Raw genomic sequence first — 21337 nt, 5'->3', positions numbered from 1 at the left:
CGAACACAAATGGCCGCGTTGCCAAGAAGGCATTGGCCGCTCAGGGTAACTCGTAATCTGTGCTACTTTTCGACGTGTTGTTAAAAAGTAGGAGGGATATGTGAGATGGAACGTGTTCGGCGTGGCTTGAGTGATGGGCAAGCGGGAGCTTTAGAAACAGCCTACAGAGCGGCGAAGGCTTTTCGCGAGGATCTGCCTCAGGGGCTGGCCCGCCCTAGCTTGGAACTTGGCGAAGCCGCAAACTGCTTTCTGTCTCCTCTTGCTGAAACAGGGGTGCCGGAGAGTAAGGTTATTGAGGATATCGTGCAGCAGGCTGACGGCGGGCTGCACAAAATGGCAGCCCCGACCTTCTTCGGCTATGTCCTTGGTGCGTCGCATCCCGTCGGTGTAGCTGCTGATTTTTTAGTGTCAGCCTGGGGGCAGAACGCGGGTTCATCCTTTGAGACACCAGCAATCACGGGGATGGAGCGCGCCGTCTGCAACTGGGTTATTGAATTGCTGTCGCTGCCTGCCGAAAGCGGAGCCGGGCTGGTGACCGGCGGTACAGTCGCAAACATGGTTGGCATTATGGCGGCACGCCATGCGCTGCTGGCCGCTCAGGGTTGGGATGTCGAAGCTGATGGGCTTTTCGGAGCACCGGAGATTCCGGTTCTGATCGGACAAGACGCACATTCGGCACCATTTGCAGCCCTGCGCTACGCCGGGTTTGGAGCAAGCCGCACACAAACTGTAGCTGCTGACAGCGAAGGGAGGATTAAGCCGGACGCTTTTCGGGCAGCAATAAACCGGTGCAGCAAACCGCCGCTTGTGATCCTGCAAGCAGGTCAAATAAACACCGGCGCCTTCGATCCGTTTGACGAATTGATCCCAATGGTGCGCGAGAAGAAGGGCTGGGTTCATGTCGATGGAGCGTTCGGACTCTGGCTCGCTGCAGTGCCCGAACTTGCAAATCGGCTGGAGGGGGTCGGCGAAGCGGACAGCTGGGCAATCGACCTGCACAAGTGGCTTAACGCTCCTTTCGATGCCGGCATGGTTATAGTACGCGACCGTGCGCCGCTCGTTGCGTCGATGTCTGCCCGTGGCGCCTATCTGCCTGAGACCACTGAGCATTGGGAACCAAGTGATTCAACGCCTGAATTATCCCGGCGGGCAAGAGGTGTCCCTAGCTATGCGATACTGCGGCATCTCGGCCGGGCGGGTGTTCGCGAACTTGTGGCGCACCATTGCCGCCTCGCGGAGCGGATTGCCCGAACGGTGTCTAACGAGCCCGGCTTAACAGTCCTGAACCGGATCCACAGCAACCAGGTTGCGATTTGCTGCGGCGACGGGACAGATGACGGCAAGCTCACCATGCAGGTCCTGCGGCGTGTTCAAGAAAATGGCAGAGTTTACCCGACACACGGCGAATGGGCTGGCCGCAAGATCATTCGAGCTTCTGTCATTGGATACGGCATGCAGGAAGAAGATGCTGACCTTCTTTCAGCTGAAATAATTGATGCTCATCGCTGCTGTGTCGCCGATGTTCTCTGAATGGCTCGAATCGCAGTCTGAAGCCCCTCCAGTTTACGCAAGCGGCAGGTGCAGTGAAAACCGGCTAGCCCTGCGGGAATAGTGCTTAGTATGAAATGCTGCACCCGATGTGCGCCTGTCCTGCCTGCGGCCCCGGCGCACGCAGACTCCCGCCAACGCCTCGGTCTATTGCATATTTATGCCCATGCAACGTGCGGAGTGACTGGTCAGCAGAGCTGATCCGGGTGCGCCGCGGCAAAAGCCGGGTGCGCTGCGCAGGCTGTTTCCACGGCGCAGATCCGTGGCAGGTTCGCAAAGTCCACTTCCCAGCGGCGTGCATTGTAAAGCTGCGGCATCAGGCAGATATCGGCGAGCCCCGGTGATTTTCCGATGCAAAAAGGCGACTGACTGAAGTCGGCAAGTAATGCCTCAAACGCTTGCAGGCCAGGTCGGATGAAATGCTGCACCCAGGCCTTGGGCATGTCCGCCGCACCGCTGCTGAGTTGGGTCGCGTGTCTGGCCACTTGCAAGTTACAGACTGGATGCACATCCACCGCAACCGAATGGGCCAACGCCCGTGCCCTGGCACGCAGGCCTGGGTCTATGGGCAATAGGCCGAGGTTCCGGGTTTCGTCCAGGTAATCCAGAATCCCCAGTGATTGGGTCAGACGCAACCCGTCGATCTCAAGCACCGGCACAAAGCCCTGCGGGTTGCGGGCCAGGTGCTCCGGGCTCTTGTGTTCGCCCTTAACCAGATCAACCGGGACCGAGGTGTATTCGATCCCACCCAGGTTCAGCGCGATGCGCAGCCGGTAGCTGGCCGATGAGCGCCAGTAGTCATAAAGAAGCGTGCTGCCCATTGGCGTCCTCCGGTGCTAAGGAGGCAGCCCGATGGGCTGCCCTAATTGGTTTGGCCATGCTCAGGTCTTGTGCAATTCCTTGGCGTGCAGCCATTCGGCATGCTTGGGGGCCTTCTTGGTCTTGGACCATTCTTCCAGCATTTCCCATTTCACCGAGTCCAGCTTCTGCAGCAGCGCCTCTTCCTCGGGATCCGGGCAGGCCAGTTCCACCCGGTGGCCGTTCGGGTCGAAGAAGTAGATCGAGTGGAAGATCGAGTGATCGGTGACACCCAGCACTTCGACACCGTTGGCCTCCAAATGCTCCTTGAACTGGATCAGGGTCTCGCGGTCTTTCACCTTAAAGGCGATGTGCTGCACCCAGACAGGCGTGTTGCGGTCGCGGTCCATCTCCGGCTTGGTCGGCAGTTCAAAGAAGGCCAGGACATTGCCGTTACCAGCATCCATGAAGATATGCATGTAGGGGTCGGGTTCATGCGTCGATGGAACATGGTCCTCGGCAATCGCGAGCACGAAGTCCATGTTCAGCATCTTGTTGTACCACACTACCGTCTGTTTGGCGTCCTTGCAGCGGTAGGCGACGTGGTGGATCTGTTCGATTTTCAAGCGGTGTCCTCCCCAGGTTTTAGCGCGGCCGCGGCCAGCGCCTGTTTCAGGATCGCGCGTTTTCCAATGTGATTTGCCAGCACCAGCACCAGACGCGCATTCAGCGCATCGCTTTCGGCTTTGCTGAGGCCCTCATGCGCGGTCAGGAGATCTGCATAGAAATCGTCGGCGCGCTCGAGGTTGGCGGTCAGGATCAATTGGTCTTCGGTCATCTTGATCACTCCTTGCCGATGGCCCGGCGGATTGCGTGCCGGAACTGGTTTTCGTCAAAGCCGGGGCGGCGGGCAGCAACATGCTGGTCCGGGCGGATCAGGTAAACACCGCTGTCATGCTTGCCCAGATACCGTTCCTTCAGCGCCAGCGTCTTGTCATCCTTGATGGACAGTGCCAGCCGGGTGACCTCAATACCTTCTTCCTCGATCACATCCGGGGCGTCAGCGTCGATGGTGAGCAGCACGAATTTATCTCCCAGCTTGTCCAGCAGGAAACCGTCGCCCAGCGGCACGTCGGGGCAGGAGGAGCCTGGGCGGGTGCGCTCAGGTCCGTCCAGTGCATCTGCCGAATTCAGCGGCGAGCCGTCATAGGTGCAAGGCACCGACAGGCGGCCCGAATTCACCAGCGGGCGGGCGAATTCAAACTGTTCGGACAGGTCCAGAACCGCGTCACGCAGCACCCGGCTCACCTCGGACTTGGGCGTGATGAAATCGGTGGAGCGCGAGGAGTTCAGGATGTTTTCATCCGCACCGTGAACCCGCTCGGTGTCATAGCTGTCCAGCAGGCTTTCCGGCGCGGTGCCGTCGATCACCATTTGCAGCTTCCAGCACAGGTTGTCGGTGTCCTGCAGGCCGGAGTTCGCGCCGCGGGCACCAAAGGGCGAGACCTGATGCGCGGCATCGCCGGCAAACAGCACCCGGCCATGGCGGAACTGCTCCATCCGGCGGCATTGGAAGGTGTAGATCGACACCCACTCCAGCTCGAATGCCACGTCCTCCCCCAGCATCGCCTTAAGGCGCGGGATCACGTTTTCCGGGCGTTTCTCGCGCTCCTTGTCGATATCCCAGCCCAATTGCAGATCAATCCGCCAGACACCGTCCGGTTGCTTGTGCAAAAGCGCCGACTGTCCTTTGTTGAAGGGCGGGTCGAACCAGAACCAGCGTTCGGTCGGAAAATCCGCCTCCATAATTACATCGGCGATCAGGAAGTTGTCCTCGAACACCCGGCCGACGAAATCCAGCCCCAGCATCCGCCGGGTCGGAGAGCCTGCGCCGTCGCAGGCGATCAGCCAATCGGCCTCCAGGTTATAGGAGCCTTCGGGCGTGTCGATTTCCAATGTCACATGGCTGGGATGGGTGCCGATGGCCGAAACCTTGTTGCGGCCGCGGATTTCGATCGGCGCGCCCTGCTGCTGCAGCTCGCGAACCCGGTTCACCAGGTATTCCTCAAAGTAATACTGCTGCAGATTGATGAAGGCGGGGCGCTTGTGGCCTTCCTCCGGCAGCAGATTGAAGTCATAGACCTGACGTTTGTCAAAGAACACCTTGCCGGCATTCCACTGCACGCCCTTGTCCACCATCGGCTGGCCGCAGCCCAACCGGTCGAGGATCTCCAGGGGCCGCTTGGCAAAGCAGATCGCGCGGGAGCCGAAGCTCACCTTGTCGTTGTCATCCAGAACCACCACTTCGGTGCCCTGCTGGGCCAGGTCTATGGCGGCAGCCAGGCCGATGGGTCCTGCCCCGATCACCACCACCTTGCGGCGCACGGGGGCAGGGGCGTCCTGATCCGCGTGGCGCGCATAGGGGTACAACGGGACTTCAAAGATCTTGTTCATCAGGTCTCCTCCCTAATTCGGGTGCCGTCAGGCACAGCTTTACCGCTTCCCGGCGTGGCAGGCCGGGAGGATGGTCTAGCGTCTCACAGGTTCTGCCGGGGCGATACGATCTGGATCAAACCGCCCCGGTTGCAATTCCTGGCTGGGGCTCAGCCCTGCAGGGCCTCCCACATCTCCAGATCGCGCTGGGCGGTCCAGATGCGCGGGGTGTCGATGCCGCGGGCCTCGTCATAGGCGCGGGCGACGTTGAAGGGCAGGCAATGCTCGTAGATCGCATAGTCCGAGAATTTCGGGTCGCACTCGGCACGTACGGCGTCCCAGGCCTCTTTTAGGGTGCCATTGCGGGCGGCTACCTTGGCGGCGGGGCGGTAGGTGCTTTCGACGAAGTCGCGGGTGTTCTCGATGGCGGCATTGACCATGTCCTTGCCCACTAGCGCGTCGCCGCGGCCTGGTGCAATGGCATCCACATCAAAGGCTGCAATATTGTCCAGCGTATCACCCCAATCGCTGAAATGCCCATCGCCGCAATAGCAGGCGGAGTGATATTCCACGATGTCACCGGTGAACATCACGTTCTGGTCCGGTACATGGATCACGATGTCGCCTGCGGTGTGGGCCCGGCCCAAATGCATAAGATCCACCCGGCGGTTGCCGAGATACACGGTCATATCGTCGGAAAAAGTCGTGGTTGGCCATGTCAGGCCCGGAATACTCTCGTGGCCTTCGAACAGCCGGGGAAAGCGCTGGAACTCGCTGTCCCAGTCCTCCTGGCCGCGTTCCACCACCATGGCACGGGCCGCGTCGCCCATGATGACCTGCTGCGCGCCAAAGGCCGAGGCGCCAAGGACGCGCACCGCGTGGTAATGGGTCAGTGCCACATGGGTAATCGGCTTGTCGGTCACGGACCGAACGCATTCGATCACCTTGTTCGCCAGCCGCGGGGTGGCCTGTGCCTCAATAATCATCACGCTGTCGTCGCCGATGATCACACCGGAGTTAGGATCTCCCTCGGCGGTGAAGGCATAAAGACCTTCTCCGATCTCATCAAAGGTGATTTTCTTTTCGGTCATGTCCCCTTGGGACGCAAAAGCCTTGGCCATGGTGGTCTTCCTTATCTTGCGTAGGGGTTTTCAAGCGCGGCCAGAACGGTGCCGGTGCAGTCGCCGAACCCGATGGTATAGCCGCCGCCCTTTGCCGCGCCCCGCAGGGTCAGCGTGTCGCCATCGGCAATGAACGACCGCTCCTCGCCACTGTCCAGCGTCAGCGGCTCCTTGCCGCCCCAGCTGAGTTCCAGCAACGAGCCGCGGCTTTCCTTGCTTGGTCCGGAAATGGTGCCGGAGCCCAGAAGGTCGCCCGCGTTCATCGGGCAGCCAGAGGTGGTGTGATGCGCCAGCTGCTGCGCGGCGGAGTAGTACATCTCCTTGTAGTTGGTGCGCGCGATGGTGGTCGCCTCTTTGCCATCCGGAGCCATGGTGACTTCCAGGTCAATGTCATAAAGCATCGGCCCGCAGTCCTTCAGGTGGTCCAGCAGCTCCACCTCGCGCTCGGGTGTGTCGCAGCGGAACGGCTCCAGCGCCGCTTTGGTCACAATCCAGGGGCTGATCGAGTTGGCAGTCGCCTTGGCCTGGAACGGCCCCAGCGGCTGATATTCCCAGGCCTGAATGTCGCGCGCCGACCAGTCGTTCAGCAGCACATAGCCAAAGATATGGTCATCGGCCTCTTGCACAGTAATCGGTCTGTCCGAGGGCGTGCCGACAATGGCGCCCATCTCCAGTTCGATATCGAACCGCGCACAGGGGGCCCAGCGGGGGGCTGCATCATTGGGGCCTTTCAGCTGTCCCCAGGGGCGGCGCACATCGGTGCCGGAGACCACCACAGAGGATGCCCGTCCGTTATAGCCGATCGGGATATGCAGCCAGTTCGGCGGCAGCGCGTTTTCCGGGCCGCGAAACATTGTGCCGACGTTGAAGGCGTGGTTTTTGCCGGCATAGAAGTCGGTGTATTCGCTGACCGCAAAGGGCATGTGCAGCTCGGCATCAACAGCGGAGACCAGCAGAGCTTCCACCTTTTCCTGTTCGGCAGCGCCGTCGGACAGCAGCGCAGTCAACCGTTCGCGCAGCGCGGCCCAAACGGCCGGGCCTTCCTCCATCAGGTCGTTCCAGTAGGGCACGTCGAACAGCGGCGCGTCGCCCAACCGGACCAGCCCGGCTTTTTCGGCGGCCTGCATGTCCAGGATCATATCTCCGATGGCGACACCGCAGCGCGGATCGTCGCCATCAACAGAGAACACGCCATAAGGCAGGTTGTTCAGCGGGAACGGGTGGGCAGCGTCATTGGCCGAGGCCACCCAGGATTTCAGCAGAGGCATCGTGTCTCCAGTTTCCGGATCCGAAGATCCTTTTCATCTTTCCGGAAAATACTCCGGGGGTGAATGGGCCGGTCAGGCCCAGAGGGGGCAGCGCCCCCTCACCATATTCATTTCAGGCCGGGCGTGCCGTCGAATTTCTTTTCGATGTCGTTCCAGCAGTCGATGTAGTCATCCTGCAGCGGCGCTTCCTTGGCAGCAAATGCGGTCAGATGCTGCGGGAAGCGGGTCTCGAACATGAAGGACATGGTATTCTCCAGCTTTTCCGGGCCGAGGTTGGAATTCGACGCGCCCTCGAATGCGTTCTTGTCTGGTCCATGCGGCAGCATCATGTTGTGCAAGGACATGCCGCCTGGAACAAATCCCTGCGGCTTGGCATCATACTGGCCATAGATGTTGCCCATCAGCTCCGACATGATGTTCTTGTGATACCACGGCGGGCGGAAGGTATTTTCCGCCACCATCCAGCGCTCGCGGAACAGCACAAAGTCGATATTGGCGGTGCCTGGAACGCCTGAAGGAGCGGTCAGCACGGTGAAAATCGACGGATCCGGGTGGTCGAACAGGATCGCCCCAACCGGGCAGTAGGTGGTCAGATCATATTTGAAAGGTGCATAGTTTCCGTGCCAGGCAACCACATCCAGCGGCGAATGGCCGATCTTGGTCTCGTGAAACTGGCCGCACCATTTGATGGTTACGGTCGAGGGGACTTCACGATCTTCAAACGCTGCCACCGGCGCCTTGAAATCGCGCGGGTTGGCCATGCAATTGGCGCCGATCGGGCCGCGGCCCGGCAGTTCGAATTTCTGGCCGTAGTTCTCGCAGACAAAGCCGCGGCAGGGCCCTTCCAGCACCTCGACCCGGTAAACCAGCCCGCGCGGAATGATGGCAATCTCCTGCGGCGCCAGGTCGATGATGCCCAGTTCTGTCGTAAAACGCAGCCTGCCTTCCTGTGGCACTACCAGCAGTTCGGAATCAGCGGAAAAGAAGTAGCTGTCCACCATCGACGCGGTGACGAGATAGATGTGGCTGGCCATGCCGACCTGGGTGTTCACGTCGCCCGCAGTGGTCATGGTCCGCATGCCGGTGAGCCACGTGAGGCCCTGATCCGAATGCGGCACCGGATCCCAGCGGTACTGGCCCAGCGAGATCACGTCCGGGTCCACGTAAGGCGCTGATTTCCAAAGCGGCAGGTCGATCTTCTCATAACGGTGCGAATGTTTAACCGAGGGACGGATCCGGTAGCACCAGGTCCGTTCCGGCGGGTCGGCGGTAAAGGCGGTGCCGCTCAGCTGTTCGCCATAAAGGCCATAGTTGCACTTTTGCGGACTGTTCATACCTTGCGGCAGCGCACCGGGCAGGGCCTCACTTTCAAAGTCATTGGCAAAGCCGGGCATGTAGCCCTCGTGCGGCCCCTGAAGAGAGGGGGCCTGGATCATTTCATGGGGATCGGCGGGCCGATTCATCGCGCGTTTCTCCTCTTGCTGCTTGCGGAATATTAGTTGTTTTTGTAACTAACAAGGGGGAGGGGAGCAAAATGACCGAAAAAGATGATTTCGCCTTGCAGGATTTCCTGCCGTATCTGTTGAACCGGGCGGCTGAGGAAAGCTCGCTGGGTTTCCAGAAACACTACAAAAACCGCTATGGAATGCTGCGCACAGAGTGGCGGGTGCTGTTCCACCTGGGCAACTACGGTGAGATGACCGCCAAGGAAATCGGTACGCGGGCAAAGATCCACAAGACCAAAATCAGCCGCGCCGTGGCCAAACTATCGGAAAAGCGGTTTGTGACCCGCACCCGCGATGAAAATGACCGGCGGGCCGAACATTTGACCCTGACTGCCGCCGGGGAGGCCGCCTATAAAGATCTGCGCGAACATGCGTTGCAGTTCGACACCGGCATCTGCGCCCGGTTCACCACCGGCGAAGTTGCAATTTTGCGGTATATGCTGCGCAATTTAGCAGGGATAGCCCCATAGACATCGGCGTCTGGAATACCCAAGTAAGGCGGCGGTATTGAAGGTGAAAACATGATACAGATTGATGTCAATTCCGGACCGTTGATTGCCTGGCTGATGGAGCAGGGGCTTCAAGGCGCGCAGCAGCAGGATCTTTTGCAGGGATATTGCCAGCGCCTGGTCGATGCTGGAGTGCCGCTGTGGCGGTTCCATCTGGCACAGCGTGCCTTCCACCCGAAATTCGGTGGTCTCGGTTTCAATTGGACCCGCACCGACGGCATCAGCCACGAGCACTACGAATACCGCGAGTCCCCGCGCGAGGAATGGCTGCGCAGCCCGTTCTTCCACATTCTGGAGCACAATCTGGAAGAATTCCGGGAAAGGATCGAAGACAGCGCTCCGGCGGAATTTCCGCTGCTGCCGGAATTGCGGGAGCGCGGGGCGACCGATTACTTCGCCAAAGGTGTGCGGTTTGCACCGCCCGAAGCGGGTCCGAACGATCCGCGCCATCCGCAGGAAGGTATGCTGGTTTCCTGGTCATCAGACCGGCCCGGCGGGTTCAGCAGCCGCGAGCTGGATCTGATCCGTACCACGCTGCCGCATCTGGGGCTGGCGCTGAAATCCTCTTCCAACCGGCAGATGGCCAGTGATCTTTTGCAGGTCTATCTGGGCCGCGATGCGGGCCGCCGGGTTTTGTCAGGCGAAATTCAACGCGGTTCCTCGCAGCAGATCGATGCTGTGCTCTGCCTGTTTGACCTTAAGGGGTTTACCCAGCTGGCGGAACGGCTACCCGGAACCGAGCTGATCGAGATGCTGAACGGCTATTTCGGCCTGGCGGTGGAAACCATCCAGGCGCATGGCGGCAACATCCTGAAGTTCATGGGCGACGGCATGCTGACCATGTTCAACCTCGGCAGCATCGAGGAGGACGCGCACGCAGCCCTGGCGGCGGCGAATGAACTGTGCGGCAAAGTGCGCGCCTTCAACTCCGAACGCGAAGAACAGGGTCTGCCCACCGCAGGCTTTACCCTGGCGCTGCACGCGGGTGATATCCTGTATGGTAATATCGGGGCCGAGAACCGGCTGGATTTCACTGTGATCGGCCAGGCGGTGAACCAGACCGCCCGGATCGCGGGGATGCACCGCTCGGTCGGCCAAAGCATCATCATGTCGGAAGACGTGCAAAAAGCGGCCAAGGGCACCAACCACGATCTGGTGTCGCTAGGCCGTTACATGCTGCGTGGAGTGGCCGAGCCGATCGAGCTTTACACCATTTACCGCGGCAATTGCGGTTGCGATGGTTAAGCCGCCGCGGGGCAGGATCAGATACTGATCTCGACCCCCGGCAGGTTCACTTCCTTCATCATGTCGCGCAGTTCCTGCCGGGCGGCGATGTTGGAAATGTTCAGCTGCTTGACGCCGATGTCCTTGAGGTCCAGCAGCGTCAGCCCGCGCGGGAACAACTCGCGGAAAATCACCCGCTCGGAAAAGCCCGGTGCGACCCGGAAGCCGATCCGCTTGGACAGCATATTGATGGCGCGCTCCATCTTTTCCTTGTTGACCATCCGCTGAGTGCCGACGCGGTTGCGGATCACGATCCAGTCGATCGGCTTGAGCCCCGCCTGCGCCCGCAGCTGGCGAGCGTTCCAGACCATTTCGGAGTAGACGGACGGCCCGGTAATCGCCTCACCCTTCTGGTCCACATGCGCCAGCAGGTCGAAATCGACAAAACTGTCATTCAAGGGTGTGATCAGCGTGTCAGCCAGAGAATGCGCAACCTGACTGAGACGCGTGTGCGAGCCGGGGCAGTCGATCAGGATGAAGTCATGGCCCGGCTCCAGCGCCGAGACTGCCGCTGACAGCCGGTGGTCATAGATGTTTTCCCCCGGCTGCAAGCTCTCGGGATCAATCTCCGGCAGTTCGTGCATTCCCACCATCGGCAGGTCCAGCCCTGCCTTCGCGCAGAAATCCTTGCGGTTTTCCAGGTACCGCCCCATCGAGCGCTGCCGCAAGTCCAGGTCAAGCGCCGCCACCTTGTGCCCAAGCCGGGCCAAGGTGGTGGCAACATGCATGGACACAGTGGATTTTCCCGCGCCGCCCTTCTCGTTGCCGACGACAATAATATGCGCCATGTACAGGTCCCTTCGCTCGTGCCTTTGGCACGCTTTTATCTTTGCGCCCCTGTATAGGCTCTGGATTCGGTCAAGAAAAGCGGTCTGCGCGGGCTGGTAAACTTAGTGTATCACCTGTGTTTTGAAGGTCCCGCCGGCTTGCGGTTGGGACGGGTGTCACCGCTTTTCCCAGGCTTGGCAAAAGGAGCGCGGGCCTTGTTTTTCTTGCTGTTCGGCTTGCCGGCCGGCGGTTTGGGGCCTTTGGCTTTGTACGGTTTGGCTGCCGGTGCACCGGGCTTGGTCATCCGCTTGGAGGGATCAGAGGCGCCGCGCGGCTTGGCGACAACAGCCGGATCGGGCTTGGGGCTGCTTTCCGGCGGGCGGCTGCGGCGCGGCTCGCGCTCGAAAGGCGGTTTGTCCGCAGAGCGCTTTTCCTGCCAGTCCTTGCGCGGCGGGCGGCTGTCCCGGCTGTCATCGGATTTGGCGCGGTACGGCTTTGGGCCATCCGGTTTGCCGCGGTGCGGCTTGGAGTCCCGGTCGCGGTCGCCTTTGAAGCCACCTTTTGGTCCGCCGGGGCTGCGGCGCGGTGCCGGACCCAGATCAGGGGCTTCGGACAGCTGTGTCAGCACGGCGCCCGGCTCCAGCTCGGTCTTGCCTCCCAGTGCTTTCAGGAAGCCATCAACCGCATCCTGGCTGATTTCGGCAAAGGTTTCGTTTTCTTGTATCCGGATCGCCCCGATAACGTCGCGATCAATATTGCCGGCTTTGCACAGCATCGGCAGCACCTTGCGCGGGTCCGCACCGGTGGCGCGCCCGCCCGACAGCGAGAACCACACCGACGGGCCGAAATCCTTGCGTTCTTTGCGTTCCTTGCGCGGCTCCTCAGCGCCGGCCGGGCGCAGATCTTCCGGCGCCGAATGGCGGCTGCGGAAAAGGCGCAGGTAGGTGGTGGCAATCTGCTCGGCAGAGAAATGCTCCAGCAGGGTCTTAACGCCTGCCTGTTCCTGCTCCGCAACAGGCTCCTGCCAGACAGGATCGGCCAGCATCCGCTCCTCGTCACGCGCCATGATGTCGTCGGCTGACGGCGCTTCGCAGTGTTCTGCCGTCAGCTTGGCCCACTTCAGCAGCCGCAGCGCCTTGCTGCGGGCCTTGGGCGGCGCGATCAGTGCGCTGACACCCTTGCGGCCCGCGCGGCCGGTCCGGCCCGAACGGTGCAGCAGGGTTTCATGGTTCGACGGAAGCTCGGCATGAACCACCAGCTCCAGTCCTGGCAGATCGATACCGCGTGCGGCCACGTCAGTGGCCACGCAGACCCGGGCGCGGCCGTCGCGCATCGCCTGCAGCGCTTGGCTGCGCTCGGCTTGGGACAATTCGCCCGACAGCGTCACCACTGACAGACCGCGGTTGGTCAGCCGCGCCGCCAGACGGTTCACCGCCGCACGGGTGTTGGCGAAAACGATGGAGCTGGGCGCCTCATAGTAGCGCAGCACATTGATGATGGCGTTTTCCGCATCTTGCTGCGCCACGCTCATCAGCCGGTATTCAATGTCGGAATGCTGTTTGGTTTCGCCTGCGGTCTGGATCCGCTGCGCGTCTTTCTGGAATGTCTTGGCCAGGCTCGCAATGCCCGACGGCACGGTGGCCGAGAACAGCAGGGTGCGGCGGTCTTCGGGCGCTTCGCCCAGAATGAATTCCAGATCCTCGCGGAAGCCCAGGTCCAGCATTTCGTCGGCTTCGTCCAGCACCACGCCGCGCAGATTGCTGAGATCAATAGAGCCGCGCATGATGTGGTCGCGCAGCCGCCCTGGCGTTGCCGCGACGATATGCGCACCGCGGGCCAGCTCCCGGCGCTCGTCGCGCATATCCATGCCGCCAACGCAGGAGGCGATCACCGCACCGGCGCCTTTGTACAGCCAGCTCAGCTCGTGTTTCACCTGCAGCGCCAATTCCCGTGTCGGCGCAATCACCAGGGCCAGCGGCGCGGCAGCAGCCTCAAATGCCTCAGCCTCACCCAGCAGTGTCGGTGCCAGCGCCAGCCCGAAACCGACTGTCTTGCCCGATCCGGTCTGCGCCGAAACCAGCAGGTCGCGCTCGTTCAGCTCTGGCTGGGTCACAGCCTCCTGAACTTGGGTCAGGGTTTCATATCCGCGCTCTTGCAGTGCGTTGGCCAGGGCTTGTTTCACGAGGAGGGCTGTCTTTCCCGCAAGGCGCATACCGCCTCAGCGTCAGGAGAAAAGAAAGAAGGCTGCCCGTCCGGGGCAGCCTTCGGGAGTTTGGCAAAATACGGCAGGTGGCTTAGAAGCCCAGGCCTTCGTATTTCTTCTTGAACTTCGACACGCGGCCGCCGGCATCCATCAGACGCGAGGTGCCGCCGGTCCAGGCCGGGTGCACGGTCGGGTCGATGTCCAGCGCCAGCTGATCCCCTTCGTTGCCCCAGGTGGAGCGCATCTTGAGGATGGTGCCGTCGGTCATTTTGACGTCGATGAAGTGGTATTCTGGATGAGTGTCTTTTTTCATGATACCGCTCCTCAGGCTTTCTTGGGCTTGTAGTGTGCATCTTCTGCGATACGGGCCGACTTGCCGCGGCGCTCGCGCAGGTAGTACAGCTTGGCGCGGCGCACGCGGCCGCGGCGCACAACGGTGATGCTGTCGATGTTGGTCGAATGCAGCGGGAACACACGCTCCACGCCTTCGCCGAACGAAATCTTGCGGACGGTGAACGAACCGGCAATGCCCGAACCGTTTTTACGGCTGATGCAAACACCTTCGTACATCTGCACGCGCGAACGCGAGCCTTCGGTCACCTTAAAGCCGACACGGATGGTGTCGCCGGCTTTGAAATCAGGGATATCTTTCCCCAGGGCGGCGATCTGTTCCGCCTCCAGCTGTGCGATCAAGTTCATCGCAACTCTCCTAAATTGGCCTGCAGTTTTTCCGCAGAGGTTTGCACCGTCATGAGAGCTCTTGGTCTTCACCGGGTCCCGCCACAGGCAGCCCGCCAGAGATCACGCAGTCTGTTTCTTGCTTCTGGCTGGTCAGGTCCCGGGTGAAAACCGAAGAAGATCTTCAGGTGGATTGATCCAACAGCCAGCAGTCCGGAGCCGCAAAAGCGAATCCAGACTTGCGGACGTATAGGCAGAAATGCGGGCCGGATCAAGGGAAAGAAATGCAGTTCCGGCCGCAGCGGGGGCGGAGCCGGGCCGCAGCAGGGAACCTTCGAGGATGACAGGCGTTTTACCTGACCGGAGCCAAGAGAGGAAGACAGATGGAGCAGGTGGATGCGGATGTCGGCAATGTTTTTGAGAAGATAGACAGCTGGGTGGACGGCTTTTTCAGGATCCTGCCCAACCTTGGCATCGCGCTGGTTCTGCTTGCCGTGTTCTGGCTGCTGGCCAGGCTGGTTGCCGGTGTCGTGAGTAAGGCCGGGAAAAGACGCGGGCGGGACAATCTGGGCGAGGTCGGCGCAGCCCTGATAAAATGGGCGCTGATCATTGTCGGTCTGATGCTGGCGATCACGGTCATTGCGCCCTCCATCACTCCTGCGGATCTGTTTGCCGGCCTGGGTATCGGCTCCGTTGCCATCGGCTTTGCCTTTAAGGACATTCTGCAGAACCTGCTGGCGGGGATCCTGATTTTGCTGCGCCAGCCGTTTTCGGTTGGGGACCAGATTATCTCTGGCGGGCATGAAGGCACGGTGGAGCGGATCGAAACCCGGGCAACGCTGATAAAAACATACGACGGGCGCCGCGTCGTCATTCCGAATTCTGACATTTACACCGATGCCGTCACCGTCAACACAGCGTTTGAGCAGCGCCGTTCGCAGTATGACGTGCAGATCGGCTGCAACGACAGCTGGGACGACGCCAAGCGGATCATGCTGGAAGCTGCGCGCGGATGCGACGGGGTGCTGGAGGACCCGGCGCCGGAAGTGCTGCCTTGGGCGATTGCTGACAATGGCAACAATATCCGCCTGCGCTGGTGGACCAAATCCGACCGGGCAAGCGTGGTGCAGACCTTTGCCCAAGTGATCGAGGCTGTCTACAAGGCGCTGGATGACAGCGGAATTGACATGCCGTACCCGACCCAGGTGATGCTGTTTCACGACCAGACCGAGGAAACCGATGGCGACCGCAGCCGGCATCGTGAAGGCTGGCCTGCGCGGCCCGATGGCAACAACCCCAGGCCGCTCCGGATCGCAGATGCGCTGGCCGGGAGGCGGCAGACGCAAAGTGAGGAGAGCCAAGGGTAACCGGGGCCCCGGACGGGCGTGGCTGCACAAGGGCGGTGGGCCTTGTGTCTGTCACACCGGCAATCTTAGCCGGTTTTGTCGTCCACTGCTGCATCAGGGGCGTTTTTCTTGACGGACTCGATGCCATTGTCGCGGCCAGAGGCGCTGGCATAGCTTTGCGAGGTGCCGATCACCTGGCCATTGGTGGCTTTCAGGTTGAACATGTGCTTGCCGGCTGCTGTTTCCTTGCGCTCATACCGCCCATCATCGCCAGCGTTCTTTTTAACTGACTCAATACCGTTCTCAGCACTGGCTTTCTGCTTGTAGCCTTCGCTGGCCAGAATGTTCTCGCCGTTGCCTGCTTTCAGGCGGAAGCGGAATTCGCCCGCATTATCGGTATAAAGTTCGAATTTCCCAGACACCCTGCTCACTCCTAATTCCTGATGAATATGAGGGGACTAAAGCACGGCTTGGGTCATCCGGCAATGTTTTGGGGCTGCTGGCGCTGCTGTAAACGCGGAATTGGCGATGCGGGCCAATCACCCGATCAGCGTTTGTTGTCTTTCTTGCTGCTGTGAGCTTCCCACAGGTCAGGACGGCGGGCCTTGGTGATGTCTTCGCTCATCCTATGTCTCCATTCCGCAATCTTACCGTGATGGCCTGACATCAGCACGTCCGGGATTGCGCGGCCGTTCCACTCGGCAGGCCGGGTGTATTGCGGATGCTCCAGCAGGCCGGAGGAGAAGCTTTCTTCCTCGGTCGAAGCCTGGTTGCCAAGCACCCCGGGAAGGAGCCGGACGGTGGCATCAATCAGTGCCTGCGCGGCCAGTTCGCCGCCGGTCATCACGAAATCACCCAAGGAGACTTCCTGAATGCCGTAATGTTCCAGTACCCGTTCATCGACACCTTCAAACCGGCCGCACAACAGGGTCATGCCATCGCATTGGGCGAAGTTCTGCATCATCTGCTGGTCCATCCGGCGCCCCCGCGGCGACAGGTAGATCAGCGGCCAGTTGCCTTTGGTGCCGGCCATCGTGTGCTCAATTGCGGTGCCCAGCACATCTGCGCGCAGCACCATTCCGGCACCGCCGCCTGCCGGGGTGTCATCGACATTGCGATGCTTGCCGGCGCCGAACTCGCGCAGATCCACTGTCTCCAGTTGCCACAACCCGTCCTGCAGCGCCTTACCGGTCAGGCTTTCACCCAGCACTCCGGGGAAGGCTGTGGGAAACAGGGTGATGACCTTGGCTTTCCAAACGCCTGCAAGGTCCGGCGTGGGTGTCATCAGTTCACGCGGTTTCAGGGTCGGGCGGATGGCTTTGCGGCCATGGGATTTGCTTGGTGCTGTCATAGTAATGCTGTTTAGTTCAGTCAGATTTTCGCGCAATAGAAAGCTTTGGATCCTGGATGACTTCGAATCGCACTTCTCTGCCAGCATCCATTGAGCAGCCGGGCGGGTTTGAGGCCGCGCAGCGCCGTGCCGAAGCGCTGTGGCCCGGGATCGCTTCGGACCTGGGTCTCCCGGCTGCAGGCGCATTGTTCAGACGGATGCAGGTCAACCGCAAAAGAGAGGATCAATGCTGCGTCTTGAGAGTTTCTTTACAAGACGGCAGGGAAGTTGTGATGCGGGCTGACTTCGCCGAAGGGAACCTTCACCGGTATCAGGAGAACCTGAAACGCCACCAAACCGCAGCAGAGGCGCTGAAATTCACGGCGGGCGTATCGGTGCCGCAGCTTCTTTGGTGCGATCCCCAGTATAAGTACACGCTGATGGAATTGGCTCCTGGGGATACAGCATTCCAGGCATTGTATCTGGCTGGCTATGGGCTTGGGGACCGCGACCGGCTGTTGCAGCGGATCGGAGCCGCGGTTGCTGCGCTGCACCGCTGCTCGGCGGCGGATGAGCAGGTATTCTGGCCGAAGCGGCATCTTGAAACTGTGTCACGGACCGCCAGTACCGTTCGCACAGGAGAGGTGACCGTTGTAAAGCCAAAACGTTTCCTGGGGCTTTGTGCGTATCTGCACCGCGCTGGGCGGCGCGCCAGAGGTGTCAGATACCAGCCCTGCCTTGCCCACGGCGACCTGCATTTCCGGAATATTCTGGCCTCAGCTGATCAGATTTCCTTTATCGATTTTTCCAGCCAGAGGTTTTCTATCGCCGAGCGCGATATCTCCAACCTATGGCTTGCAAATGGCCTGGACCATTTGTCAGGCTTGGACGGAGACGCTGGATTTGGCGGGGTTTCACAGGCAGATTGGGCGCCGTTCGAAGAAGGCTACGGGCGGCATGTTTCCTGTGAACCGCTTTTCCAGTTCTGCTTTGCACTGCGGCTTTGGGAATCCTGGGTCAGGTTCTCGGCATCCGGCCGCGCCGCCGGAGAGAAAGGCCAAAGGCAGCTTGAGCAGTTGGTTAAGGTTCTTGATTTACTTCTGGAACAAGAACCGGACTGAGCGGGGCCAGCCCGCTCAGAACAGCCCTTCGGGCGGGTCGGCAATGATGCGGCCCCGGGCCTGGTCCACGGTTGGCACCGCTTCCAGAGTGAAGGGCAGCAGCACCGTGGCTTTCAGGCCGGGGCCGTGGATTTCCAGCAGGTCGGCGGCGCCGTGGTTCTGCACCGATTTCACTGTGCCCAGCAGGGTGGCGCCGGTGTCATACACTTCCAGCCCGATCAGGTCGGTGTGATAGAATTCGTCATCCGGCAGCTTTGGCAGCTGGTCGCGGCGGGCAAACAGGCGCAGGCCTCTGACTGCATCGGCCTGCTCTTTGGTTTCAACGCCGCTCAGCAGGGCGGCAAAGCCGTTTTTGACCGGGCGGGTCAGGGTCACCGTAAAACTCCGGCTGCCGTCCTCGCTGGTAAGCGGTGAATAGTCGCCGATTTCTTCGGGGATGGCGCAAAAGCTCTTGAGCCGCACCTCGCCGCGCACGCCGAAAGCGCCGGCCACCGCTCCCACGCAAATCAGGTCGCTCATAGTTTTATTCCTTTGCACAGAACCCAGCGCGCAGCCATTGGCCGCCAGATTGTTCGCAGAGTTCGCTTTGGTGGTTGCGTTCAAAAAAGATGCCTGCGGTAAAGGCCACTGCAACAAAAAACACAAGCCGGATCAACCGTCCCATCACGGGCCTCAGCGGGTTTCAAGCGGCAGGCTGGCCATCCGGCTTTCCCAGCCGGTTTCTTCCAGCTCCGGCGTGTCCGAGAACCGTTCCGGATAGCCAATGCAGAAATAGCCGATCAGCTGCCAGCCTTCGGGGGCGTTCAGGTCGCGGTTCAGCTGTTCGGGATCCAGCACCGACACCCAGCCAAGACCCAGTCCTTCGGCGCGAAGAGCAAGCCAGAACAATGTGATAGCGGTGACCACCGAATAGCGGCGCATCTCCGGCATGGTTGCTGCACCCAGGCCGTGGCCTTGCGCAGTTTCATCGTCGCAGTAGACCGCCAATTGCACCGGGGCGTCGCGCATACCGGACAGTTTCAGCCCGGCATAACGCGCGGCGCGTTCGCCGGAATACCCCTCCAGCGCTTGCGCATTGGCAGTCTCAAAATTCTTCAGCGCAGCGGCACGGGCGGGGCTGCTGTCCACCCGCAGGATGCGCCAGGGTTCGCTGAGCCCCACAGACGGGGCAAGCGGAATGGCAGAGAGGCAGCGCATCAGCACTGCCTCTTCCACCGGATCGCTGCGGAACCGGCGCACGTCGCGCCGGAGCCGCATCAGCAGATCAAGCTGGCTGCGGAACTCTTCGGGAAAAGCGCCCCGCAACTCCACGGAATTATTCCGCGTCTGCAGTTGCTTCGGAGGCTTCAGCGGCCTTCGCAGCTTTCTCTTCTGCGCGCTCCTGGGCTTTCTTGCCCGGGGCGCCTTTCTTGGGGTTGCTGCGCTCGGTCTTGGCACGGACACCGGCCGCTTCCAGCATGCGGGCGATACGGTCGGTGGGCTGTGCGCCCTGATCCAGCCAGTGCTGCACGCGTTCCATGTCCATTTTCACGCGCTCTTCGCTGTCTTTCGGCAGCAGCGGGTTGTAGGTGCCCAGCTTCTCGATGAAGCGGCCATCGCGCGGCATGCGGCTGTCAGCAGCCACGATGCGGTAAAAAGGACGCTTTTTAGAGCCGCCGCGGGCCAAACGGATTTTCATTGCCATGGGTACATCTCCTTTGATGGCGTTGTCCGGGGTTTGCCCCGGTTGTTCCTGTTGTGCGTTGTTATTCTTGGTGTTTCTTATGGTGGCGAATGACTTCACCGATGATGAAGTTCAAAAATGCCTTGGCGAATTCAGGGTCTAGATCGGCCTGTTTTGCCAAGTCTTCAAGCCGCGCGATCTGCGCCGCTTCGCGGGTCGGATCAGACGGCGGAAGGTTGTGTTCAGCCTTGAGCCGCCCCACTGCCTGGGTGTGCTTGAACCGCTCGCCCAGAGTGTAGACGAGGATCGCATCCAGCCGGTCGATGCTTTCGCGGTGGCCCTTCAGCAGCTGGGCTGCGCGGACGGCGGGGTTTTGGGTTTCGGTCGTCATCAGGTCCTCCGCAGGGCAGCAATGCCAGGGCGTGCCGGGACAGCAGCGGGCATATACCTGCTATTCACAGCAAGTGGACCGCCACAGCGCAGCCAATGGGCTTTCTGGTGCAACTCAGTCAAGTGCCCAACCCTCCGGCTTGAACAACGGGTCGGCGTAGTGGCCGATTTCCATTTCGATGCCGTGCGCAATCTGGCTGTCCTTCAGGGTGTCCGGCGCAGGGTGGCGGTAGACCGCGTCATTGCCGTCGATGGTTGCGGCGCTGTGGTCCTTGGAAGCGCCGAGCCGCTCTGCCAGCCGGATCGAATCGAGATTCTTGGGGTCGATATAGCTGACCGCGGTCTCCCAGCCCAGATTTGAATAAAAATGTCCGCGAGCGGCCTGTGCCGCCTCCAGCGCATAGCCCTTGCCGGCGGCACCGGGCCAAATGATCCAGGCGATCTCGCGCTCGGGCCAGCCTGCGGGCTGCCAGCCGCCGGCCATGCCGTAAGTCTCGTCCGTGGCCTTGTCGTGGATCATCCACATGCCGAAACCGCGCACCTGCCAATGGCCGATCTCGGCGGCATAGAGCATCCAGGCCTCGTAGGTATTCAGCGGTCCGCCCATAAAGCGCGAGCGGTAGGAGCTGAAGGTGGCTTTGAAGTCGGGGTAGTCCTGCGGTTCGGGGCCACGCAGTACCAGACGGCGGGTTTCGATCACCGGGATATCATAGGGCATCAGCGCGCTCCCTCCAGCGGAAGGTCGCGAACAGGCCGGATTATGATCCCGTAACGGCGCATTAGTGCAGCAGGCCCCGTTCGGCCTGCGCGCCGGACAAGCGGGCGGGCGGGACGTGGCGCCAGACGCGGATATTGGGCGCGGGCTGCAGGCGGAAGCTGACTGGCTTTTCCGGGCGGGCACCGACGCGCTGGGCCAGTGCGATGGAGGCGCCGTTTTCCTCGGGCACGTAGGAGACGATGCAGTCCCAGCCGGCCTCGGTAAACAGCCAGTCGAGAACACATTGCGCGGCTTCGCTGGCGTAGCCCTTGCCGCGGCCCGTTTCCATCAGGTGCCAGGACAGCTCCGGTTCCGGCCAGCCCTTTGGGAACCAGGGGCCGACAAGACCCACGGTCTGCCCGGTGCTGCGCTCCACCACCGCGAACAGGCCGTAGCCGTGCAGGTGCCAGTGGCCGATGATGGTGGCAATAGACCACCACAGCGAATCCGGATCTTCCGCCGCATCAATAAAGCGCGCCGCACCTGGATTCAGGAAGGCCGCATTGGCGTCAAACTCCGGATCTGCCGGAGATATCAGCATGAGGCGCTTTGAAACAAGCCGCGGATACGGCGTTTGCACGTCAGTCATCTTGTACCCCTTTGTCCGGGCGGCGG

24 protein-coding genes are annotated in these 21337 nt (G+C 61.0%); 5 read left to right on the top strand and 19 right to left on the bottom strand.

What is annotated here, in order from left to right:
* The first annotated feature begins 105 nt into the window (after positions 1-105).
* Positions 106-1530: an aminotransferase class V-fold PLP-dependent enzyme gene (locus K3557_RS17525; protein ID WP_259995298.1), complete on the top strand. Its 1425-nt coding sequence runs from the start codon at positions 106-108 to the stop codon at positions 1528-1530.
* 206 nt (positions 1531-1736) lie between these two features.
* Here K3557_RS17525 and maiA read toward each other — a convergent pair whose 3' ends face one another.
* The 7 genes from maiA to hmgA form a co-directional block, all read right to left on the bottom strand.
* Complete coding sequence (gene maiA / locus K3557_RS17520; RefSeq protein WP_259995297.1) at positions 1737-2369, bottom strand: maleylacetoacetate isomerase; 633 nt, start codon at positions 2367-2369, stop codon at positions 1737-1739.
* Between the two features lie 60 nt (positions 2370-2429).
* Positions 2430-2972: a VOC family protein gene (locus K3557_RS17515; RefSeq protein ID WP_259995296.1), complete on the bottom strand. Its 543-nt coding sequence runs from the start codon at positions 2970-2972 to the stop codon at positions 2430-2432.
* Complete coding sequence (locus K3557_RS17510) at positions 2969-3184, bottom strand: DUF2783 domain-containing protein (protein WP_129369267.1); 216 nt, start codon at positions 3182-3184, stop codon at positions 2969-2971. The genes K3557_RS17515 and K3557_RS17510 overlap by 4 nt, the downstream gene beginning before the upstream one ends.
* A 5-nt stretch (positions 3185-3189) precedes the next feature.
* Complete coding sequence (locus K3557_RS17505) at positions 3190-4800, bottom strand: FAD-dependent oxidoreductase (RefSeq protein ID WP_259995295.1); 1611 nt, start codon at positions 4798-4800, stop codon at positions 3190-3192.
* Positions 4801-4949: 149 nt separating this feature from the next.
* Positions 4950-5900: an MBL fold metallo-hydrolase gene (locus K3557_RS17500; protein ID WP_259989104.1), complete on the bottom strand. Its 951-nt coding sequence runs from the start codon at positions 5898-5900 to the stop codon at positions 4950-4952.
* Positions 5901-5911: 11 nt separating this feature from the next.
* Positions 5912-7168, bottom strand: a complete 1257-nt coding sequence (gene fahA, locus K3557_RS17495; RefSeq protein ID WP_259995292.1) for a fumarylacetoacetase — start codon at positions 7166-7168, stop codon at positions 5912-5914.
* A 107-nt stretch (positions 7169-7275) separates the two neighbouring features.
* The gene (gene hmgA / locus K3557_RS17490; RefSeq protein WP_259995291.1) at positions 7276-8631 is read right to left on the bottom strand and encodes a homogentisate 1,2-dioxygenase; all 1356 of its coding nucleotides are present in this window, start codon (positions 8629-8631) and stop codon (positions 7276-7278) included.
* A 71-nt stretch (positions 8632-8702) separates the two neighbouring features.
* On the opposite strand from hmgA, the gene K3557_RS17485 reads away from it, so the two are divergent.
* Positions 8703-9143: a MarR family winged helix-turn-helix transcriptional regulator gene (locus tag K3557_RS17485; protein WP_259989110.1), complete on the top strand. Its 441-nt coding sequence runs from the start codon at positions 8703-8705 to the stop codon at positions 9141-9143.
* Positions 9144-9194: 51 nt separating this feature from the next.
* Complete coding sequence (locus tag K3557_RS17480) at positions 9195-10427, top strand: adenylate/guanylate cyclase domain-containing protein (protein WP_259989113.1); 1233 nt, start codon at positions 9195-9197, stop codon at positions 10425-10427.
* Positions 10428-10444: 17 nt separating this feature from the next.
* Here K3557_RS17480 and K3557_RS17475 read toward each other — a convergent pair whose 3' ends face one another.
* The 4 genes from K3557_RS17475 to rplS form a co-directional block, all read right to left on the bottom strand.
* A complete protein-coding gene (locus tag K3557_RS17475) occupies positions 10445-11254 on the bottom strand; it encodes a division plane positioning ATPase MipZ (RefSeq protein WP_259989115.1) in 810 nt (269 codons plus the stop codon).
* Positions 11255-11364: 110 nt separating this feature from the next.
* Positions 11365-13416, bottom strand: coding sequence for a DEAD/DEAH box helicase (locus tag K3557_RS17470; protein ID WP_259995289.1), 2052 nt, complete (start codon positions 13414-13416; stop codon positions 11365-11367).
* Between the two features lie 112 nt (positions 13417-13528).
* Entirely contained in the window at positions 13529-13750 is a 222-nt protein-coding gene (gene rpmE / locus K3557_RS17465; RefSeq protein WP_129369276.1) for a 50S ribosomal protein L31, read from the bottom strand.
* An 11-nt stretch (positions 13751-13761) separates the two neighbouring features.
* Positions 13762-14136, bottom strand: coding sequence for a 50S ribosomal protein L19 (gene rplS / locus K3557_RS17460; RefSeq protein WP_129369277.1), 375 nt, complete (start codon positions 14134-14136; stop codon positions 13762-13764).
* A gap of 362 nt (positions 14137-14498) precedes the next feature.
* On the opposite strand from rplS, the gene K3557_RS17455 reads away from it, so the two are divergent.
* Positions 14499-15482: a mechanosensitive ion channel family protein gene (locus tag K3557_RS17455; RefSeq protein WP_259995280.1), complete on the top strand. Its 984-nt coding sequence runs from the start codon at positions 14499-14501 to the stop codon at positions 15480-15482.
* Between the two features lie 65 nt (positions 15483-15547).
* Here K3557_RS17455 and K3557_RS17450 read toward each other — a convergent pair whose 3' ends face one another.
* Both K3557_RS17450 and trmD read right to left on the bottom strand, forming a co-directional pair.
* Entirely contained in the window at positions 15548-15883 is a 336-nt protein-coding gene (locus K3557_RS17450) for a YegP family protein (RefSeq protein ID WP_129372790.1), read from the bottom strand.
* Between the two features lie 125 nt (positions 15884-16008).
* Positions 16009-16812: a tRNA (guanosine(37)-N1)-methyltransferase TrmD gene (trmD, locus tag K3557_RS17445; protein WP_259995276.1), complete on the bottom strand. Its 804-nt coding sequence runs from the start codon at positions 16810-16812 to the stop codon at positions 16009-16011.
* 272 nt (positions 16813-17084) lie between these two features.
* Between trmD and K3557_RS17440 the strand changes: the two genes are divergently transcribed.
* A complete protein-coding gene (locus tag K3557_RS17440) occupies positions 17085-17912 on the top strand; it encodes an aminoglycoside phosphotransferase family protein (protein ID WP_259995274.1) in 828 nt (275 codons plus the stop codon).
* A 15-nt stretch (positions 17913-17927) separates the two neighbouring features.
* On the opposite strand, the gene rimM is transcribed toward K3557_RS17440, so the two are convergent.
* The 6 genes from rimM to K3557_RS17410 form a co-directional block, all read right to left on the bottom strand.
* Positions 17928-18431 carry a ribosome maturation factor RimM gene (gene rimM / locus K3557_RS17435; protein ID WP_259995272.1) on the bottom strand — a complete coding sequence of 168 codons (504 nt, stop codon included), beginning with the start codon at positions 18429-18431 and terminating at the stop codon, positions 17928-17930.
* Positions 18432-18584: 153 nt separating this feature from the next.
* A complete protein-coding gene (gene bluB, locus K3557_RS17430) occupies positions 18585-19169 on the bottom strand; it encodes a 5,6-dimethylbenzimidazole synthase (protein ID WP_259992530.1) in 585 nt (194 codons plus the stop codon).
* Positions 19170-19227: 58 nt separating this feature from the next.
* Positions 19228-19596: a 30S ribosomal protein S16 gene (gene rpsP / locus K3557_RS17425; RefSeq protein WP_259992531.1), complete on the bottom strand. Its 369-nt coding sequence runs from the start codon at positions 19594-19596 to the stop codon at positions 19228-19230.
* Positions 19597-19657: 61 nt separating this feature from the next.
* The gene (locus tag K3557_RS17420; protein WP_259995270.1) at positions 19658-19966 is read right to left on the bottom strand and encodes a chorismate mutase; all 309 of its coding nucleotides are present in this window, start codon (positions 19964-19966) and stop codon (positions 19658-19660) included.
* 114 nt (positions 19967-20080) lie between these two features.
* Positions 20081-20683: a GNAT family N-acetyltransferase gene (locus K3557_RS17415; protein WP_259989129.1), complete on the bottom strand. Its 603-nt coding sequence runs from the start codon at positions 20681-20683 to the stop codon at positions 20081-20083.
* A 61-nt stretch (positions 20684-20744) separates the two neighbouring features.
* Positions 20745-21311 carry a GNAT family N-acetyltransferase gene (locus tag K3557_RS17410; RefSeq protein WP_259995267.1) on the bottom strand — a complete coding sequence of 189 codons (567 nt, stop codon included), beginning with the start codon at positions 21309-21311 and terminating at the stop codon, positions 20745-20747.
* Between the last annotated feature and the right edge of the window lie 26 nt (positions 21312-21337).

The organism is Leisingera sp. M523, from assembly GCF_025141335.1.
Lineage (GTDB): Bacteria > Pseudomonadota > Alphaproteobacteria > Rhodobacterales > Rhodobacteraceae > Leisingera.
This window is presented reverse-complemented; position numbering and strand designations above follow the sequence as displayed.

What these genes read in the sequence shown, in the direction of transcription:
- K3557_RS17525 (WP_259995298.1), top strand. Translation starts at nt 106, where the DNA reads ATGGAACGTGTTCGGCGTGGCTTGAGTGATGGGCAAGCGGGAGCTTTA.
- K3557_RS17480 (WP_259989113.1), top strand. Translation starts at nt 9,195, where the DNA reads ATGATACAGATTGATGTCAATTCCGGACCGTTGATTGCCTGGCTGATG.
- K3557_RS17485 (WP_259989110.1), top strand. Translation starts at nt 8,703, where the DNA reads ATGACCGAAAAAGATGATTTCGCCTTGCAGGATTTCCTGCCGTATCTG.
- K3557_RS17455 (WP_259995280.1), top strand. Translation starts at nt 14,499, where the DNA reads ATGGAGCAGGTGGATGCGGATGTCGGCAATGTTTTTGAGAAGATAGAC.
- bluB (WP_259992530.1), bottom strand. Translation starts at nt 19,169, where the DNA reads ATGCGGCTCCGGCGCGACGTGCGCCGGTTCCGCAGCGATCCGGTGGAA.
- K3557_RS17420 (WP_259995270.1), bottom strand. Translation starts at nt 19,966, where the DNA reads ATGACGACCGAAACCCAAAACCCCGCCGTCCGCGCAGCCCAGCTGCTG.
- K3557_RS17500 (WP_259989104.1), bottom strand. Translation starts at nt 5,900, where the DNA reads ATGGCCAAGGCTTTTGCGTCCCAAGGGGACATGACCGAAAAGAAAATC.
- K3557_RS17440 (WP_259995274.1), top strand. Translation starts at nt 17,085, where the DNA reads ATGCGGGCTGACTTCGCCGAAGGGAACCTTCACCGGTATCAGGAGAAC.
- K3557_RS17415 (WP_259989129.1), bottom strand. Translation starts at nt 20,683, where the DNA reads ATGCCCTATGATATCCCGGTGATCGAAACCCGCCGTCTGGTACTGCGT.
- rpmE (WP_129369276.1), bottom strand. Translation starts at nt 13,750, where the DNA reads ATGAAAAAAGACACTCATCCAGAATACCACTTCATCGACGTCAAAATG.
- fahA (WP_259995292.1), bottom strand. Translation starts at nt 7,168, where the DNA reads ATGCCTCTGCTGAAATCCTGGGTGGCCTCGGCCAATGACGCTGCCCAC.
- rplS (WP_129369277.1), bottom strand. Translation starts at nt 14,136, where the DNA reads ATGAACTTGATCGCACAGCTGGAGGCGGAACAGATCGCCGCCCTGGGG.
- K3557_RS17475 (WP_259989115.1), bottom strand. Translation starts at nt 11,254, where the DNA reads ATGGCGCATATTATTGTCGTCGGCAACGAGAAGGGCGGCGCGGGAAAA.
- trmD (WP_259995276.1), bottom strand. Translation starts at nt 16,812, where the DNA reads ATGACAGCACCAAGCAAATCCCATGGCCGCAAAGCCATCCGCCCGACC.
- rimM (WP_259995272.1), bottom strand. Translation starts at nt 18,431, where the DNA reads ATGAGCGACCTGATTTGCGTGGGAGCGGTGGCCGGCGCTTTCGGCGTG.
- K3557_RS17510 (WP_129369267.1), bottom strand. Translation starts at nt 3,184, where the DNA reads ATGACCGAAGACCAATTGATCCTGACCGCCAACCTCGAGCGCGCCGAC.
- rpsP (WP_259992531.1), bottom strand. Translation starts at nt 19,596, where the DNA reads ATGGCAATGAAAATCCGTTTGGCCCGCGGCGGCTCTAAAAAGCGTCCT.
- K3557_RS17505 (WP_259995295.1), bottom strand. Translation starts at nt 4,800, where the DNA reads ATGAACAAGATCTTTGAAGTCCCGTTGTACCCCTATGCGCGCCACGCG.
- hmgA (WP_259995291.1), bottom strand. Translation starts at nt 8,631, where the DNA reads ATGAATCGGCCCGCCGATCCCCATGAAATGATCCAGGCCCCCTCTCTT.
- maiA (WP_259995297.1), bottom strand. Translation starts at nt 2,369, where the DNA reads ATGGGCAGCACGCTTCTTTATGACTACTGGCGCTCATCGGCCAGCTAC.
- K3557_RS17410 (WP_259995267.1), bottom strand. Translation starts at nt 21,311, where the DNA reads ATGACTGACGTGCAAACGCCGTATCCGCGGCTTGTTTCAAAGCGCCTC.